The sequence below is a fragment of the Paenarthrobacter histidinolovorans genome, assembly GCF_014647595.1.
Lineage (GTDB): Bacteria > Actinomycetota > Actinomycetes > Actinomycetales > Micrococcaceae > Arthrobacter > Arthrobacter histidinolovorans.
This window is the reverse complement of sequence record NZ_BMPM01000002.1, coordinates 630852-645552: the sequence shown is the minus strand read 5'-3', so window position 1 is coordinate 645552 and position 14701 is coordinate 630852. Positions and strand designations below refer to the sequence as shown.

The window sequence follows — 14701 nt, the reverse complement described above, 5'->3', positions numbered from 1 at the left end:
AATGTTGTCGAATACGAACGCATCGTCGCGTCATCGCATCGCAGCGGCAATCGCCGCCTCTACCCTCGCACTAGCAACACTTCCCCTCCTATCCCCAAGCACTATCCCGGTCGCTGCCGCTGCCGGGGAAGCACTCGTCCTCACTCCCAACCCCGCACAGGCCGGTCCGGCATTCAAAGGCTGGGGTACCAGCCTTGTCTGGATGGCCAACGCCACCGGCCAATACCCCGAGGCCATCCGGAACGATCTGATTGACAAGGTCTTCGGTGATGACGGCCTCAACCTCAACATCGCCCGCTATAACGTAGGCGGCGGCAACGCCAGCGACATCCCCGATTATCTGCGCCCTGGCGGAGCGGTTCCTGGCTGGTGGAACCCGAATGCCGGTCTCTCGGACCAATCAGGGCCCATCACCACCAACTACGCTGACCGGGACCGTTTCCTGGCTGCCTGGACCGGCGAGAACGCCTCGGACTACAACTTCGACGCCGATGCCTCGCAGCGTGCCTGGATTGCGGCCGTCAAGGACAAAGTCACCACCTGGGAGGCATTCAGTAACTCGCCGCCCTACTTCATGACCGAAAGCGGCTACGTCAGCGGCGGCACGGATCCCAACGCCGACCAGATCAAGCCCGCGGCCATCGGCAAGTTCGTCAACTACGTCAAAAAGGCAGCTGAACACGTCGAGCAAACCGAAGGTATCCATTTCGACACCATCAACCCCCTCAATGAGCCCAACACGAACTACTGGAAAACCACCATCGGTGGCAACGGACTGCCCAACGGTGGTGGCCAGGAAGGTGCCCACGCTGGCCCCGCCCTGCAATCCCAGGTGCTGACCGCCATGGCTGCCGAGCTCGCCGAGCCAGGCACCACCACCGATGCCAAGGTCTCCGGTCCGGATGAAACATCGCCCAGCCGCTTCCTGGAAGACTGGAACGGCTGGACTCCTGAAGCCAAACAGGCCGTCAGCCAGTTGAACGTCCACACGTACTCCACCGGTGACCGCCTCGCGGTTCGGGACGTCGCCAAGGCAACGGACAAGCCCTTGTCCATGAGCGAAGTGGAAGGCAACTGGGGCGGTGACTCCTGGAACCCGGACAGCATCGAGAACGGTCTTGGAATGGCCACCCGCATTACCGATGACCTCCGCGAGCTCGATCCTGAGTCCTGGGTACTGTGGCAGCCGGTTGAAGACCTTTACAACATGGAACTCGGCGAGAAGAAAAACTGGGGGTCTGTCTTCATTGACTTCGACTGCAACGCCGAGGGCAACTCCGTGCGGCGCCTGGCCGACGGTGCCGCTGATCCTTCGTGCCGCACCAAGGTGAACTCAAAGTACAACACGATCCGGAACTTCACCCACTACATCGCACCGGGTGACCGCATCATTCCCACGAGCGACGGCAAGACCACCTCTGCGCTGAAGGCCGATGGTTCCGGTCTGGCCATGGTCCACACGAACGACTCCGATCAAGCCAGGACCATCAAGGTGGACTTGTCCAAGTTCGCCACAATCGCTGCCGGAGCCACCGTCACTCCTGTAGTTACTACCGAGTCTCCTTCAGGCAACCCGACTGCGAATGCCTTGGTGAGCGGCACCCCTGTGGCCATTGATGCTGGATCGCGTTCCGCAACCCTGACAGTGCCTGCCAAGTCCGTCACCACGTTCGTCGTCAACGGAGCATCCGGTGTCGCAGCGAACGCCCCGGCGGTGCAGGACGGGCAGTCGTACAGCTTCGTTGGCGTGCAGAGTGGTCGTGCCGTTACTGCGTCGGAGGGCTCGCCAAAAACGGTGCTCAGCGACTCGATTGCCGGCGGGAACCAAGTGTGGAAGGCAACCCTCATTGCCGATGAAGACGGCACTACCCGTGACCGTTTCGTCCTGAGGCTCGCTGACGGCCGTGCCCTGGCCGCCGACGCCAACGGTACTGCCCTGCGCACCATCACCGACGAAGAAGCGCGCACGGACAGCTCGGCCCAGTGGCTGTTCAGCACCACCGACGGTACCTCGTTCAGCCTGCTCAATGCAGGACAGGGGCAGGTACTTGATGTCTCCAATCAGTCCACACACGAGGGCGCTTGGATCGGCCTGTGGACCTCAAACGGTGGAGCCAACCAGGCTTTCACTTTGCGGAACGCCAGCGAAGGTACGGGCTACAACAGCTTCCGGCCCGGCCAGGACTGGCGGGACAACAACGGCAACCTCATCCAGGCCCACGGTGGGCAGGTAGTGACCTCCAAGGATTCCGAGGGCAAGACCATCTACTACCTGTACGGCGAGGACCGGACCAATGGCTACCACTCATCCCCGGGTGTGCACGGCTACAGTTCGTACGACCTCTACAACTGGAAGGATGAAGGGGTAGTCCTCAAAGCGATGTCCTCCGCGGACCAATTCACCAGCGATCCGTACTTCCAGAACCTGTACTCGGGCTACTCCACTGAGCAGAAGAATGCCGTGTACCGTGACCTCGGAACCGTGCCGTCAGGAGACAGGCTGCCCCCGATCCTCGAACGGCCAAAGGTCATCTACAACAAGGCGACCAACAAGTGGGTCATGTGGGTCCATGCCGATGGTCCAACCGATCAATACAACGTCCAGTACGCCAAGGCCAACGCTGGTGTTGCAATTTCGGATTCACCGTTTGGTCCCTTCCGCTACATCGACAGCTACCGCCTCCACAAGGCAGCGGCCGGCGATCCCACCAACTTCGCACCGAACAACCCCGGCATGGCCAGGGACATGAACCTGTTCGTGGATGACGATGGCACCGGCTACATCATCTACTCCAGCGAAGAGAACAAGACCATGTTCATCTCCAAGCTCAACGCTGACTACACCAACTTGTCCGCTTCGCCGGATACAGCTGTGGAGGGCGTCGACTTCCGGCGGGCTTTTGTGAACGTATCCCGCGAATCACCGGCTATCTTCAAGTACCAGGGCCGTTATTTCATCATCACCTCGGGAACCACCGGCTGGTCGCCGAATCCCTCAGAGTACGGCACGTCAACCAGCATCCTGGGAGAATGGACCCAGCTGCCGAATCCGTTCAGCAGCGACGTGGCGTGGAATTCCAACAACTCGCAGCCTTCGTCCGTGATCCCGGTGGATGCGGCGAACGGCAAGTTCATCTACATGGGTGACCGCTGGAACGGGGGATCGGACCAAGCACTGGCAACCGCGCCAATGGTCTGGCTGCCCATCCAGATGGGCGAAGGCGGAAAGACCCTCAGCGTCCTTTCGCCCTCCGAATGGCGACTTGAGGATCTTGACGCCAATGCTGTCTGGAACGTCACCGGAGTGCCTGCGAGCCTCCCCGTCGGGGCGGACTTCAATGTCAACTCCGTGACGGTCACGCAGAACGGGCAGAGCTCCACCCAGCCTGTGACGTGGCAGGTCAGCGGGAACACGAACACGGTGGGAGTCATTACCGCGACCGGAACGCTTCCCGGCTTCGGCAACCGTACCTTCACCCGCACCATCCCGGTTGTCCCGAACGGTGTCCGGTACGCCGTCAATGCCGGTGGCAAACAAACAGCCGACTGGACTGCGCTGATGGCAGCTCCGGGCGTTGCCGGAGCAACCCTCAACAGTGCTGCTGATCAGCCTTACGGCGTGGATCCGGCAACAGGCAAGACCTGGGGTTATCAGAGTGAGGGAAGTGGGGTCTATGGAACTGCGGACGGAGATGTCTTCACTACGCTCCGGTATGCCGCAGGTGGCCGTGATTTGACGTATAAGTTCAATGATCTCGCTCCGGGCACCTACACGGTCTATGCCGGGTACTACGATCCCTGGGCACAGTGGGATGACCGGGGGGCCAAGGTCACCGTCAACGGTGCTGTGGTTGAAGCTGACCACGATTACAGCGGGGACTACCAGTCCGCTGCCTACCAGAACGTCACGGTGGGAACGGATGGAAAGCTGACCTTCTCGCTGACACCGACGCGCGGGCCGGATGTGCAACTGAGCTGGCTGATGATCGCAAACCCGGTTCCGGCCGCGCCGCAGCTGAACGTCACGGCCGTGGCCAGCACCAAGTGCGTTGCCGGAAAAGTCACGGTGACGGCGCAGCTGACCAACAACGACACCAAATCGGTCCAGGCCACCTTCACGTCGTCCTACGGCACCAAGTCCTTCGCTGAGGTCAAGCCGGGTAAGAACGCGGTCCACGCCTTCACCACCCGTGCCGCTTCGGTACCGGCAGGCACCGTAGCCGTTGAAGCCAAAGCCACCGTGAACGGCCAACCCGTCACAGTGACAGCAAACGCCGCCTACAACGCAGCATCCTGCAACTAACCTGACGCTGGTGGCCCGCCCGATGGTGGGCCACCAGCTTCTTTTACCCTCTCTTCCCGGCCGGTTTGCCGGGCTTACGTGAAAGAAGCATGAAAAGTGAACCGACATAAATTCCTGGCCCGCGGTGCAGCTGTTTCCACTGCTGCGGCGCTGTTGCTGGGTGTCGCCGGGATGGCGATGGCCGACCAAAACCACGGCGATCAGGACGTGGATGTCAACGTCGGCATTACCGAAGTCGTCGACGGCGGTGTGCTCGCCATGAGCGTGGCAGGCACGGCCACGGCACTGACCGAGGACGGTTCCACGCCTGCTGTGCGCCAGTTCAAGGGCACCCTGCCTACCGTGACGGTGACCGATACCCGATCTCCGGATGAGATCCCTGCCGGTGCCGGCTGGTATGTGCTGGGCACCTCAACGGATTTCGCCGGCGGCGCGGGACAACCGGCCATCAGCGCATCACACTTGGGCTGGGCACCGCGAGTCATCGACGGCGGTGAGTCCGGTCAGGTGACCGAAGGTGACCGAGTGGACACATCGATGGATTCCGGTAGCAATGCCGTGGGTCTTGTGGACCAGGAGTTGCTGGCGTTGACGCAGAACTCGGGTGCGATTGCCTCGGAAGGACAGTGGACAGCCAACGCTGACCTCTTCCTCCGCACGCCCGCAACAGTCGCCCCTGGCAACTATGTGGCCAAGCTGACGCTGTCCCTGTTCGAATAGTACCGGCGGAGGTATCTTCAGCTTATGAGGTCCCCAACCCTCGAACTGTCCGATTACGGACTTCTGCGACGCTGCGCCATCGTGGCAAGCATTGTGGGAGCTGTTGTCTGTGCGAGTTTCGCTTCTGCGACCAGCAGCTTTGCCACCACCGGAGATGCGACGGATAGTCCGGTCACCTGGGCCGTGACTCCTGCGGATTCAGCGGGCCCTGACGGCCGCTCATGGGTTGAACTGGAACTCGATTCCGGGACGAGCGTAGATGACCATTTGGCGGTCAGAAACCTCAGCGACAGGGAAGTCACTTTTTCCCTCACCGCCGCCGATGGGTATTTCACTCCGACAGGGCGCTTCAATATGCTCCCTGGTGACAAACAGTCGGTTGCTGCAGGTACCTGGATCTCCATGGACAAGACGGTCACCGTAGCGGCGGGAGGTACCGCCGTCGTGCCGTTCAAGGTGACGGTTCCGGACAACGCGACACCGGGCGATCATGCGGCGGGAATAGCTGCCTCTATCTACTCACAGGGCGGCTCGGACGGGACACAACTGGGCGTGGAAAGCCGCGTTGGGTTCCGTGTGATGACCCGGGTCAAGGGAGAGGTCAAAGCTGCGCTCAGCATGAAGGCAACCGCGAGCTACGATACGTCGTGGAATCCCCTGGAACCCGGATCCGCCGACCTTACCGTTGAACTGGAGAATACGGGCAACGTCCGCCTGTCAGTGGATCCCTCCACCATGGTTAATGACGCCCGGTGGCCGGCTGCCGGTACCGAAGAAGCCAGAACTCTCGAATTGCTGCCCGGGGACCGTCGAACCGTCAGTATCCACGTACCTCATGTGTGGCCGCTGGGCATCCTGACATTGCCAGTGACGGTTTCGCAAGGCGTGGTTGCCCCTGACGGGGCCACCCAAGCGCTGGATCCCGTGCAGGAAAGCGTGACGTTATGGGCGATTCCGTGGCCGCAGCTCGCCATCCTTGTTGCTGTGATGCTCCTGTTTGCGGGCCTTTTCCTGGGGCGCAAGCGGCGGAAGAAGGAGCTGGCCAGGCTGGTCGAAGAGGCCCGTGAGGCCGGGCGTCGGGAAGTCGGTACGCCCTGATATCCGGGAGCGCACCGTGCTCCCGAAAAAGTGCCGAAAAGCAGCAAAAACACCTTGTCAAACCAACCATGTTTACGTAAACTTCTTGCAACTCGATGTTTACGTGAACATTCACAAAAATATTGATCCCACCCGGCGACTTTCTGCTTCCGCAAGCCCACACTTGAGCTATCCCACAGTGCGCGCGGATACAGGACAGTCTGACCAAGAACCACGATCCAAAGGAGTAATCATGGCTATACATCTTGGCCCGTTCCAGGCGGTGGAGGGCGCCGGTCCAGGACGGCGCACCTTCCTTAAGACTTTGGGAGTCGGGGCAGTCGCTGCAGCGGGCATCCCCATGCTCTCTGCCTGTACCGGCGGTTCAGCGCCCACATCCGGTTCCACCTCGAAGAGCCTCACCTTTGGCTCGGGTTCATCGGACGAAGTTCCCCGCGCTGCCTACAAGGCCGTAACGGACGCCTTCACGAAGAAGTCGGGCTTCGATGTGGTGACCAACGTGGTTCCCCACAACGACTTCCAGAACAAGATCAACTCCTACCTGCAGGGCAGCCCGGACGATTCCTTCACCTGGTTTGCCGGTTACCGCATGCAGTACTACGCCGAGAAGGGCCTCCTGGCTCCTGTCGACGACGTCTGGGAGAAGATCGGCGGCAACTTCTCCGACGCCATCAAGAAGGCTTCCACCGGTCCTGACGGAAAAATGTACTTGGTTCCCAACTACAACTACCCCTGGGGCTTCTTCTACCGGAAGAGCTTCTGGGCCGAAAAGGGCTACGCAGTTCCAGCAACTTTCGATGAGCTGACAACCCTGGCTGCCAAGATGAAGGCAGATGGCATCATTCCGATCGGCTTCGCCGACAAGGACGGCTGGCCGGCCATGGGCACCTTCGACTACATCAACATGCGCCTCAACGGATACCAGTTCCACGTTGACCTGACCGCGCACAAGGAAAGCTGGGATCAGAAGAAGGTCAGCGACGTCTTCGATACCTGGAAACAGCTCCTGCCGTTCCAGGACCCGGCGGCCCTGGGCCAGACCTGGCAGGATGCAGCCAAGGCCCTCGAGGCCAAGAAGACGGGTATGTACCTCCTGGGTTCATTCGTGACGCAGCAGTTCACAGATCCCACAGTGCTGGCTGACATCGACTTCTTCCCGTTCCCGGAGATCGCCGTTGAAGGAACGGACGCAGTAGAAGCTCCGATCGATGGCCTGTTGCTGTCGAAAAAGGGTGGCGGGAATCAAGCCGCCCGTGACTTCCTTGCATTCATGGGAAGCCCGGAAGGCCAGGACGCTTACGCGGCCGTAGATACCTCCAACATCGCAACGGTCAAGGGCGCAGACACGTCCAAGTACTCTGCTCTGAACAAGAAGTGTGCGGACACCATTGCGAACGCGAAGTACATCAGCCAGTTCCTGGACCGCGATGCGTTGCCGGCAATGGCCAACAACGTCATGATTCCGGCACTTCAGTCCTTCATCAAAGATGGAAACGTCGACGTGAAGAACCTCGAAGCGCAGGCAAAGTCGCTCTACGCGGCCCAATAGCAGAGAGCCGCTCCGGCTACAGGGGTTGATGGCCCACAAGCCAGTCAGCCTGGTCAGGGGTCGGGTGGGCACACGACGCCCGACCCCTGACATGAAGACCAAAGGAATTTCCCATGAGCACCACAGCCGAAAAACCGGCCTCCCACAACGGCGGACCACCCGAGCACGGCTCGCAGCACGGCGGATCCCGCGCGGCAACGGCAGTTCCCGGCAAGAAGCGCATCAAGTCCAGGCGGGTACGCCGCCTCAGCCGCCGGGACAAAACGGTCCTCGGAATCATGGTTGGCCTGCCCACCCTGATCCAGCTGCTGTTTGTCTGGCTTCCCACTCTCTTCTCCATCGGGCTGAGCTTCACGCGATGGAACGGCCTGGACGTGGCAGACATCAAGCAGGCCGGACTGGACAACTATGAGTTCATCAGCCAGAACTACCCACCGTTCTGGCCGGCCATGCAGCACAACGTCCTCTGGCTGGCCTTCCTGGCGCTCATCGCAACGCCCCTGGGCCTGCTCCTGGCGGTTCTGCTGGATCAGAAAATCCGCGGAAGCAGGATCTACCAGAGCATCTTCTTCACCCCGGTGATGCTCTCGCTGGCACTCATCGGCATCATTTGGCAACTGTTCTACAACCGTGACAGCGGCCTGCTGAACTTCCTCCTGGGAACCGCCGGCACGCCCCAGGCGGTGGACTGGTTCGGTGACTCGAATGTCAACATCTGGGCCGCCATGATCGCGGCAACGTGGCGCCACGCAGGCTACGTCATGATCCTCTACTTGGCCGGCTTGAAGGGTGTGGACCCCGCACTCAGGGAAGCAGCGTCGATTGACGGCGCCAATGCTGTTCAGACCTTCTTCCGCGTAGTCTTCCCCGCCATGCGCCCGGTCAACATCGTGATCGTGGTCATCACCATCATTGAGTCACTCCGCGCCTTTGACATCGTCTATGTCATCAACCGGGGCACCAACGGGCTGGAACTGCTCAGCGCCTTGGTGATCCAAAACCTGATCGGTGAAGGACAGGTGATCGGCGTCGGTTCAGCACTGGCTGTGGTACTGCTGGTGATTTCCTTGGTACCGATTGTCTTCTACCTGATCCGCACCTTCGGCAAGGAGAAAGAGGCATGAGCACTATCGCCCGCCGCCTTCCTGTCCAGACTGTCGTTGTCCGCAAGCCGGGCAAGCGTCATTACGGCACGCACATCTTCCTCATCGTCATGGCCGCCGTCTGGCTGGTACCGCTGGTCTGGTCGCTCTATACGGCGCTCCGTCCCAAAGAGGACACCGACAAATACGGCTACTTCAGCTTCGGCGGCAGTTTCGGCTTCGAGAACTTCGTGCAGGCCTGGAACCAGGGAGGGTTCTCAAAGTACTTCCTGAATTCAGTCCTGATCACGGTTCCCACGGTCCTGCTGACGCTGCTCTTCGCGTCCATGATGGCTTTTGCAGTATCGCGGGTGAGCTGGAAGTTCAACATCACGCTGCTGATCATGTTCACCGCCGGCAACCTCCTGCCGCCGCAGGTACTTGCAGCACCGCTGTTTGAGATGTTCAAGCATGTTTCCCTGCCGTACTCAGTCAGCGACTCCGGTAACCTGCTCAATACCTACATAGCCGTCATCATCGTGGACACTGCTTTCCAGATCGGGTTCTGCACCTTTGTGCTTTCCAATTACATGAAGGCCCTCCCGCAGGACCTGACGGAAGCCGCGTTGGTGGATGGCGCTGGTATCTGGCGGCAGTATTGGAATATCATCATGCCACTCTGTCGTCCGGCACTAGCAGCTTTGGGCACCCTGCAAGTCATCTTCATCTACAACGACTTCTTCTGGCCGCTGCTGTTCATCCAGAGCGGTGACAGACTCCCTATCACCACCGCCATCAACAACCTTCAGGGACAGTTCCTGAGCAACTACAACCTGATCGCGGCAGGCGCCATGATCACGCTGATACCCACCCTCGTCATCTATCTGGTCCTGCAACGGCAATTCGTGGCGGGGCTTACCCTGGGCGCAAGCAAGGGCTAGCAGTACTGAACGTGGCAGCTGCGGAGGAGGGTTAACCCTTCTCCGCAGCTACGCGCTTTTTCCGGGCTGTCGGCCTGGCACTGACGGCGGGTGCGGCAGTGCTTTTGCGCACCACCATGCTGGTGGGCACGGTGGTGACGTCATTCACCGAACCGGTGCCGCCGATTTGCTGAAGCAGGTTTTCGATGCTGAGGCGGCCCACGGCGTAGAAGTCCTGATGGATGGTGGTCAGAGGCGGCCAGAAGGACGTGGACTCGTCGAGGTCGTCAAATCCGACGATGCTGACATCTTCCGGAATCCTGCGCCCCAACTCGTGAAGAGCGCGCATTGCTCCGAGAGCCATTTGATCGTTGGCGGCAAAAATGGCGGTCAGTTCGGGCTTGCGGCCGAGTTCCAGGCCGATCTGGTAGCCGGACTCCGTGGACCAGTCGCCATGAAGGACCGGAGGAGCCTCCAAACCCGCTTCCTCAAGCGTCCGCCGCCACGACTCTTCCCTGTGTGTTGCAGAGAATGAGGTGGTTGGTCCGCCTATGTGCCAGACCTTTTGGTGCCCCAGGTCCAGAAGGTGCTGCGTAGCAAACCGGGCGCCCTGGGCCTGGTCCGTATCCACCATCGGATAGCCGAACCCAGGATTGGAGTCGATCACCACAGCCGGGAGATCCTGGGGAAGAGATATGTCTGTGTCATCCAGAAGGTGGGCCTCGAAAATGACCACCACACCGTCAACCTGCTGTTCGCGCAGTCTTTCGTAAGCCCCGGACACGGTGCCGGTGGTGGGGTCCTGCACAGGGATGAGCGTTACTGAATAGCCCGCCCGGGAGGCCGCGGTGGCAATGGCGTCCAGGGTGCGCATGTTGCCGAAGCTGGAGAGGGTGAACATGATGACGCCGATGGACTTGAACTGGCCGCTCTTGAGCGCACGCGCGGCCCTGTTGGGCCGGTAGCCGAGCTCCTTCATGGCGTCCAGGACCCTGTTCTTCGTGGATTCTTCGACGTTGGTGAGTCCGTTGGAAACCCGGGAAACTGTTTGGGCGGAGACTCCTGCCGCCTTCGCCACGTCCCCGATGGATGGGCCCCGGGAAGCACGCTTCCTGGCCGCGGGTTTCCGGGACTCCTTGGACGCTCCCGCCGGAGCCTTGGGGTCCGCGCTCTCCTGATCCATGTTCACCTAAACAAAGGTACTGTCACTTTCCGTCCGATTTCCGCAAATATGTCCAAGTGTTGCCGACTGAGTGCCAGTGCCGGAACAGCCGGGAGGGGGCCTCGGCGAGTGCTGGCGGAAGAAGATCGGGTGTTAAAGCGATGCGGATACATCGAGTTGTCGACGCGCTTCGTCGAGAGTTTCGAGGATTGAGATGGTCTCGTCCAGAGTATGGATGGGTGATTCAGTACGGCCTTCGCCAACGAATTGTGCCAGTGCCGTCGCTTCCCAGGACAGCCCCGCCATGGACGTCACCCCGGTGGGATCGTTCCACACCATCGCGTCACCATCATTGCCCGCGAGGCGGAAGGTGGTGGGCATGTAGAAGGAACCGTCAATCTCGATTCTCGCGTGCGTGCCGGTGATGACGGCTGTGGACGGAGTGCGCACGGCAAGACTGGTGGTGAGAGTGGATTGGATGTCCTGCCCATGTCCAAGCACAAGAGTGGAGTAGGCATCGACGCCGGTATCGAGGAGGCCGCCGATCGCGGTGATCGATTGTGGCGCACCCAGGACCATTGAATCCAGTTGTACAGGGTAGATGCCGAGGTCGAGCAGTGCCCCTCCGCCCAGTTCGCGGCGGTGAAGGCGATGATCCGGGTAGCCGGGAATGGCCTGGCCGTGATCGGCCATCACAGAGCGGACTTCGCCGAGGAACCCGTCGTTGACGAGGGTGCGAACAACGGAAGTCTGCGGTAGGTAACGGCTCCACAGCGCCTCCATCAGGAGCACTCCGGCGTTTCGAGCCGCTGCGGTCAGCGCCCGGGCTTCGTCGGCAGTGGTCGCCATCGGCTTTTCGATCAAGGTGTGTTTTCCGGCAGCGATGGAGAGGCGCCCGAGCGTCAGGTGCTCGCTTTGCGGTGCAGCTATATAGACCACATCAACCTGGGGGTCGGCTACGAGTTGCTCGTACGAGTCATACGCCCTTGCAATACCGTGCTGGGCTGCGAACGATCGCGCTCGGTCAGCAGACCGGGAGCCAACGGCGACGAATCGCTGGTCAGTGTGCTCGTGCACGGCAGACACGAACAGGTCCGCTATCCATCCGGGCGCAAGCAGCCCCCAACGCAACGCCGGGGCGTCTGTGCCGGGGGAGAAGAGTTGAGGCTTGGGAAAAGTGCTCGGAAACATCGGTGGATTATTCCTTCGTTGTGCGCCGTGCTGCGCATCGAAACCAATGGGAGAGGCACAACTGTGCCGGGGTAAGGGCAGCGGTGCAGGCGAATCTTCGGAACGAACCCGATCCACCATAAAACTTACACCATTAAGAAACAATACCTACCAAAATAGAACATTTTTGGTCAGTAGTCCATGTTCCTTCCGCCGCGGGAGTGGAGGCTCGTGCTCTTGACAATGTCGGCGCATACCCCTTCAATGTTTACGTAATCATTCGTCGGTGCAGACGATTTCGGGTGTTAGTGGAGCCCTGCCTGGCAGCTGGCCGATGCACCACGAGCACCCTAGAGATCGTGAGAACCACTCCATGGCACACCATCTACGTCTGTGGGCGGGGGTCGCGGCTACGGCCGTGGCGTTGACCGGCGCAGTCTTGTCCAGCGCCCCCGCGATTGCCGCCGAGGCACCCATAGTAAAGACCCTGATTATCGGGATTGACGGGGCAGCTTACGATTTTCTGGGCCCGGCAGAAATGCCCCGGTTGGATGCGCTGCGTGCGCAGGGCACAACATCGGTCAGCAATCTCTATGCGTCGCCAATGGCTGGGACGTGGTCCGGGCCGGGGTGGGCGTCCATTGCCACCGGCGTCTGGCCGGACAAGCACAACGTGCTGGATAACGGGTTTGGCTCGCCGCAATTCGGAGCCTATCCGGACTATCTGACCCGTATCAACGCGGCATCGCCATCACGCAAGACCGCCGCAATGGGAACATGGGAGCCCATTACCGCCACCATCTTCGGTCCGGGTGTGGACGTGCGAACCAAGTTTTCCACTGATGCGGAGACAACGACGGCCGCAGTCGACGCAATCTCCACCGGATCAGTGGACGATCTTTTCTTCTACCTGGAGGACGTGGACAAGGCCGGGCACAGTGTGGGTACAAATGGAGCTGCGTACGGTGCAGCTCTGGCCAGCGCGGACGCGAGAATTGGCCAGGTCATGGACGCGGTAGCGGCGCGCCCGGCAAACGAGGAATGGACGGTAGTTGTCACCACCGACCACGGTCACACCCCTACGGGAGGTCACGGCGGAAGCTCGCCGGTGGAGCGGCGTGTCTTCACCACGATGGTTGGCAAGGGAGTCGCCGCAAACGTCACGCGGTACGACGCCAAGCTTGTGGACGTAGCCCCCACCATCATGGCCGCCGCGGGCGTGCCCGTGAAGCCGGAGTGGAATCTCGACGGAACATCCCTTGGCAGCCTCACCCACGATGCCTTCGACTCCCTGCGCCCGGCTCTTCAGCCCGGCGTTGATGAGACAGCGATCCCCACGGGAACTCTCGGATGGACCAAGACGACGCCTGAGGGCTGGTCAATCGACAACTCGGCGATGCCCAGTGGCGGGACTGCAGAGTGGCGGGGGTGGACCTTTGCCACGGATGACTTCTGGACGGCGGCCGATCGCGACCAGCGCCGCGAAACCACGGTACGTGGCCGCGACGTGATCGCGGTGGCTGACTCGGACGAATGGGATGACAAGCAGCACGCATCCGGTCAGTTCGACTCGACGCTGGTCAGCCCCGCCTTTGAAGTTGCCGGCCTGCGACGCGCGAGCCTTGGCTACGCCACCAACTACGCCATCGATGGTCCGCAGTCAGCCACGGTCACAGTTACCTTCGATACCGGGGCCTCCCAGACGCTGAAGAGCTACTCCACGGCGACGAATACGGTGGAGAAGTTGCCCTTCACAGTGCCCGCAGGAGCCACGACTGCGCAGTTCCGCTTCCGTTACACGGGAGAAAACAGCTCGTTCTGGGCCGTGGACGCTGTGGGCATCCAAGACGCGATCAAGGCCTCCGACATCCGCTACGTGGTCAATGCCGGCGGACAGCAGACATCAGACTGGCTCTCGCTGACCGGGGCGGCTGCCCAGGACAGCGGTCTCCTCAACAGCGCGGCCGATCAGCCCTTCGGTGCAGACCCAAGCAGCGGAGCAGCCTGGGGATACGAGAGCACCGGTAGCGGGAGCAGTGGCGAATCCAGCGGAGACATGTTCTCAACACTGCGGTACGCCGTGTCCAGCAGGGACCTGACCTACCGCTTCGGAAACCTTCAACCGGGCAAGTACACCGTTCACGCAGGGTATGCCGATCCCTGGTCCTGGGACAATCGCGGCGCCAAGGTGACCATCAACAACGAGGTCCGCGAAGCCGACCACGACTACTCATCAGATAACCAGACCGTGGCCTACGGCGACGTCACCGTTGGCGGGAACGGCGAACTGACCTTCACACTCAGCAAGACGCGCTCCTCCGATGTGCAGCTGAGCTGGCTTATTGTGAGCTCCGCCAACTCAGAGGAAACCAGCAACCCACCGACGCACCTGGCCACCACCACCATGCGATGCATCGGAAAGAAGGCCTACCTCACGGTCTCCGTGCAGAACACCACGGCACAGGCTCTGACCATCACTGTGGACACTGCCTATGGGTCAAAGTCCTTTGCCGGGGTAGCCCCCGGGAAGAGTGCTTCGATCGCTTTCAACAGCCGCACTGCAGTGCTCCCCGCCGGCTCCGTCAGTGTCACATCGGGTGCAACGGGGGAGACCGCGGGCTTCACCTCGACGGTTCCTTACACCGGCATCAGCTGCCCCTAGGCAGCCCGGCTGCCATCAGCAGGCCTGTACGGCCG

The 14701-nt window shown here is 60.9% G+C and carries 9 protein-coding genes; 7 read left to right on the top strand and 2 right to left on the bottom strand.

Annotated features, from left to right (window positions below; all coding sequences use genetic code 11):
- Position 1 precedes the first annotated feature (1 nt).
- From IEY62_RS07480 to IEY62_RS07455, 6 genes are all read left to right on the top strand, one after another.
- Entirely contained in the window at positions 2-4303 is a 4302-nt protein-coding gene (locus IEY62_RS07480; RefSeq protein WP_189015479.1) for a family 43 glycosylhydrolase, read from the top strand.
- Between the two features lie 96 nt (positions 4304-4399).
- Positions 4400-5023 carry a hypothetical protein gene (locus tag IEY62_RS07475; RefSeq protein WP_189015478.1) on the top strand — a complete coding sequence of 208 codons (624 nt, stop codon included), beginning with the start codon at positions 4400-4402 and terminating at the stop codon, positions 5021-5023.
- 24 nt (positions 5024-5047) lie between these two features.
- Positions 5048-6121, top strand: a complete 1074-nt coding sequence (locus IEY62_RS07470) for a WxL protein peptidoglycan domain-containing protein (protein ID WP_189015477.1) — start codon at positions 5048-5050, stop codon at positions 6119-6121.
- A gap of 232 nt (positions 6122-6353) precedes the next feature.
- Complete coding sequence (locus IEY62_RS07465) at positions 6354-7670, top strand: ABC transporter substrate-binding protein (protein WP_189015476.1); 1317 nt, start codon at positions 6354-6356, stop codon at positions 7668-7670.
- A 113-nt stretch (positions 7671-7783) separates the two neighbouring features.
- A complete protein-coding gene (locus IEY62_RS07460; RefSeq protein WP_189015475.1) occupies positions 7784-8794 on the top strand; it encodes a carbohydrate ABC transporter permease in 1011 nt (336 codons plus the stop codon).
- The gene (locus tag IEY62_RS07455; protein WP_189015474.1) at positions 8791-9693 is read left to right on the top strand and encodes a carbohydrate ABC transporter permease; all 903 of its coding nucleotides are present in this window, start codon (positions 8791-8793) and stop codon (positions 9691-9693) included. The genes IEY62_RS07460 and IEY62_RS07455 overlap by 4 nt, the downstream gene beginning before the upstream one ends.
- A 31-nt stretch (positions 9694-9724) precedes the next feature.
- Here the strand turns inward: IEY62_RS07455 and IEY62_RS07450 are convergent, their stop codons facing one another.
- Together IEY62_RS07450 and IEY62_RS07445 are read right to left on the bottom strand one after the other, a co-directional pair.
- Positions 9725-10855 carry a LacI family DNA-binding transcriptional regulator gene (locus tag IEY62_RS07450; RefSeq protein ID WP_189015473.1) on the bottom strand — a complete coding sequence of 377 codons (1131 nt, stop codon included), beginning with the start codon at positions 10853-10855 and terminating at the stop codon, positions 9725-9727.
- Between the two features lie 132 nt (positions 10856-10987).
- Positions 10988-12025, bottom strand: a complete 1038-nt coding sequence (locus tag IEY62_RS07445; protein WP_189015471.1) for a Gfo/Idh/MocA family protein — start codon at positions 12023-12025, stop codon at positions 10988-10990.
- 352 nt (positions 12026-12377) lie between these two features.
- Here IEY62_RS07445 and IEY62_RS07440 point away from each other — a divergent pair, with 352 nt between their 5' ends.
- A complete protein-coding gene (locus IEY62_RS07440) occupies positions 12378-14666 on the top strand; it encodes an alkaline phosphatase family protein (protein WP_189015469.1) in 2289 nt (762 codons plus the stop codon).
- The last annotated feature ends 35 nt before the right edge of the window (positions 14667-14701 follow it).

What these genes read in the sequence shown, in the direction of transcription:
- IEY62_RS07480 (WP_189015479.1), top strand. Translation starts at nt 2, where the DNA reads ATGTTGTCGAATACGAACGCATCGTCGCGTCATCGCATCGCAGCGGCA.
- IEY62_RS07470 (WP_189015477.1), top strand. Translation starts at nt 5,048, where the DNA reads ATGAGGTCCCCAACCCTCGAACTGTCCGATTACGGACTTCTGCGACGC.
- IEY62_RS07465 (WP_189015476.1), top strand. Translation starts at nt 6,354, where the DNA reads ATGGCTATACATCTTGGCCCGTTCCAGGCGGTGGAGGGCGCCGGTCCA.
- IEY62_RS07460 (WP_189015475.1), top strand. Translation starts at nt 7,784, where the DNA reads ATGAGCACCACAGCCGAAAAACCGGCCTCCCACAACGGCGGACCACCC.
- IEY62_RS07455 (WP_189015474.1), top strand. Translation starts at nt 8,791, where the DNA reads ATGAGCACTATCGCCCGCCGCCTTCCTGTCCAGACTGTCGTTGTCCGC.
- IEY62_RS07450 (WP_189015473.1), bottom strand. Translation starts at nt 10,855, where the DNA reads ATGGATCAGGAGAGCGCGGACCCCAAGGCTCCGGCGGGAGCGTCCAAG.
- IEY62_RS07445 (WP_189015471.1), bottom strand. Translation starts at nt 12,025, where the DNA reads ATGTTTCCGAGCACTTTTCCCAAGCCTCAACTCTTCTCCCCCGGCACA.
- IEY62_RS07440 (WP_189015469.1), top strand. Translation starts at nt 12,378, where the DNA reads ATGGCACACCATCTACGTCTGTGGGCGGGGGTCGCGGCTACGGCCGTG.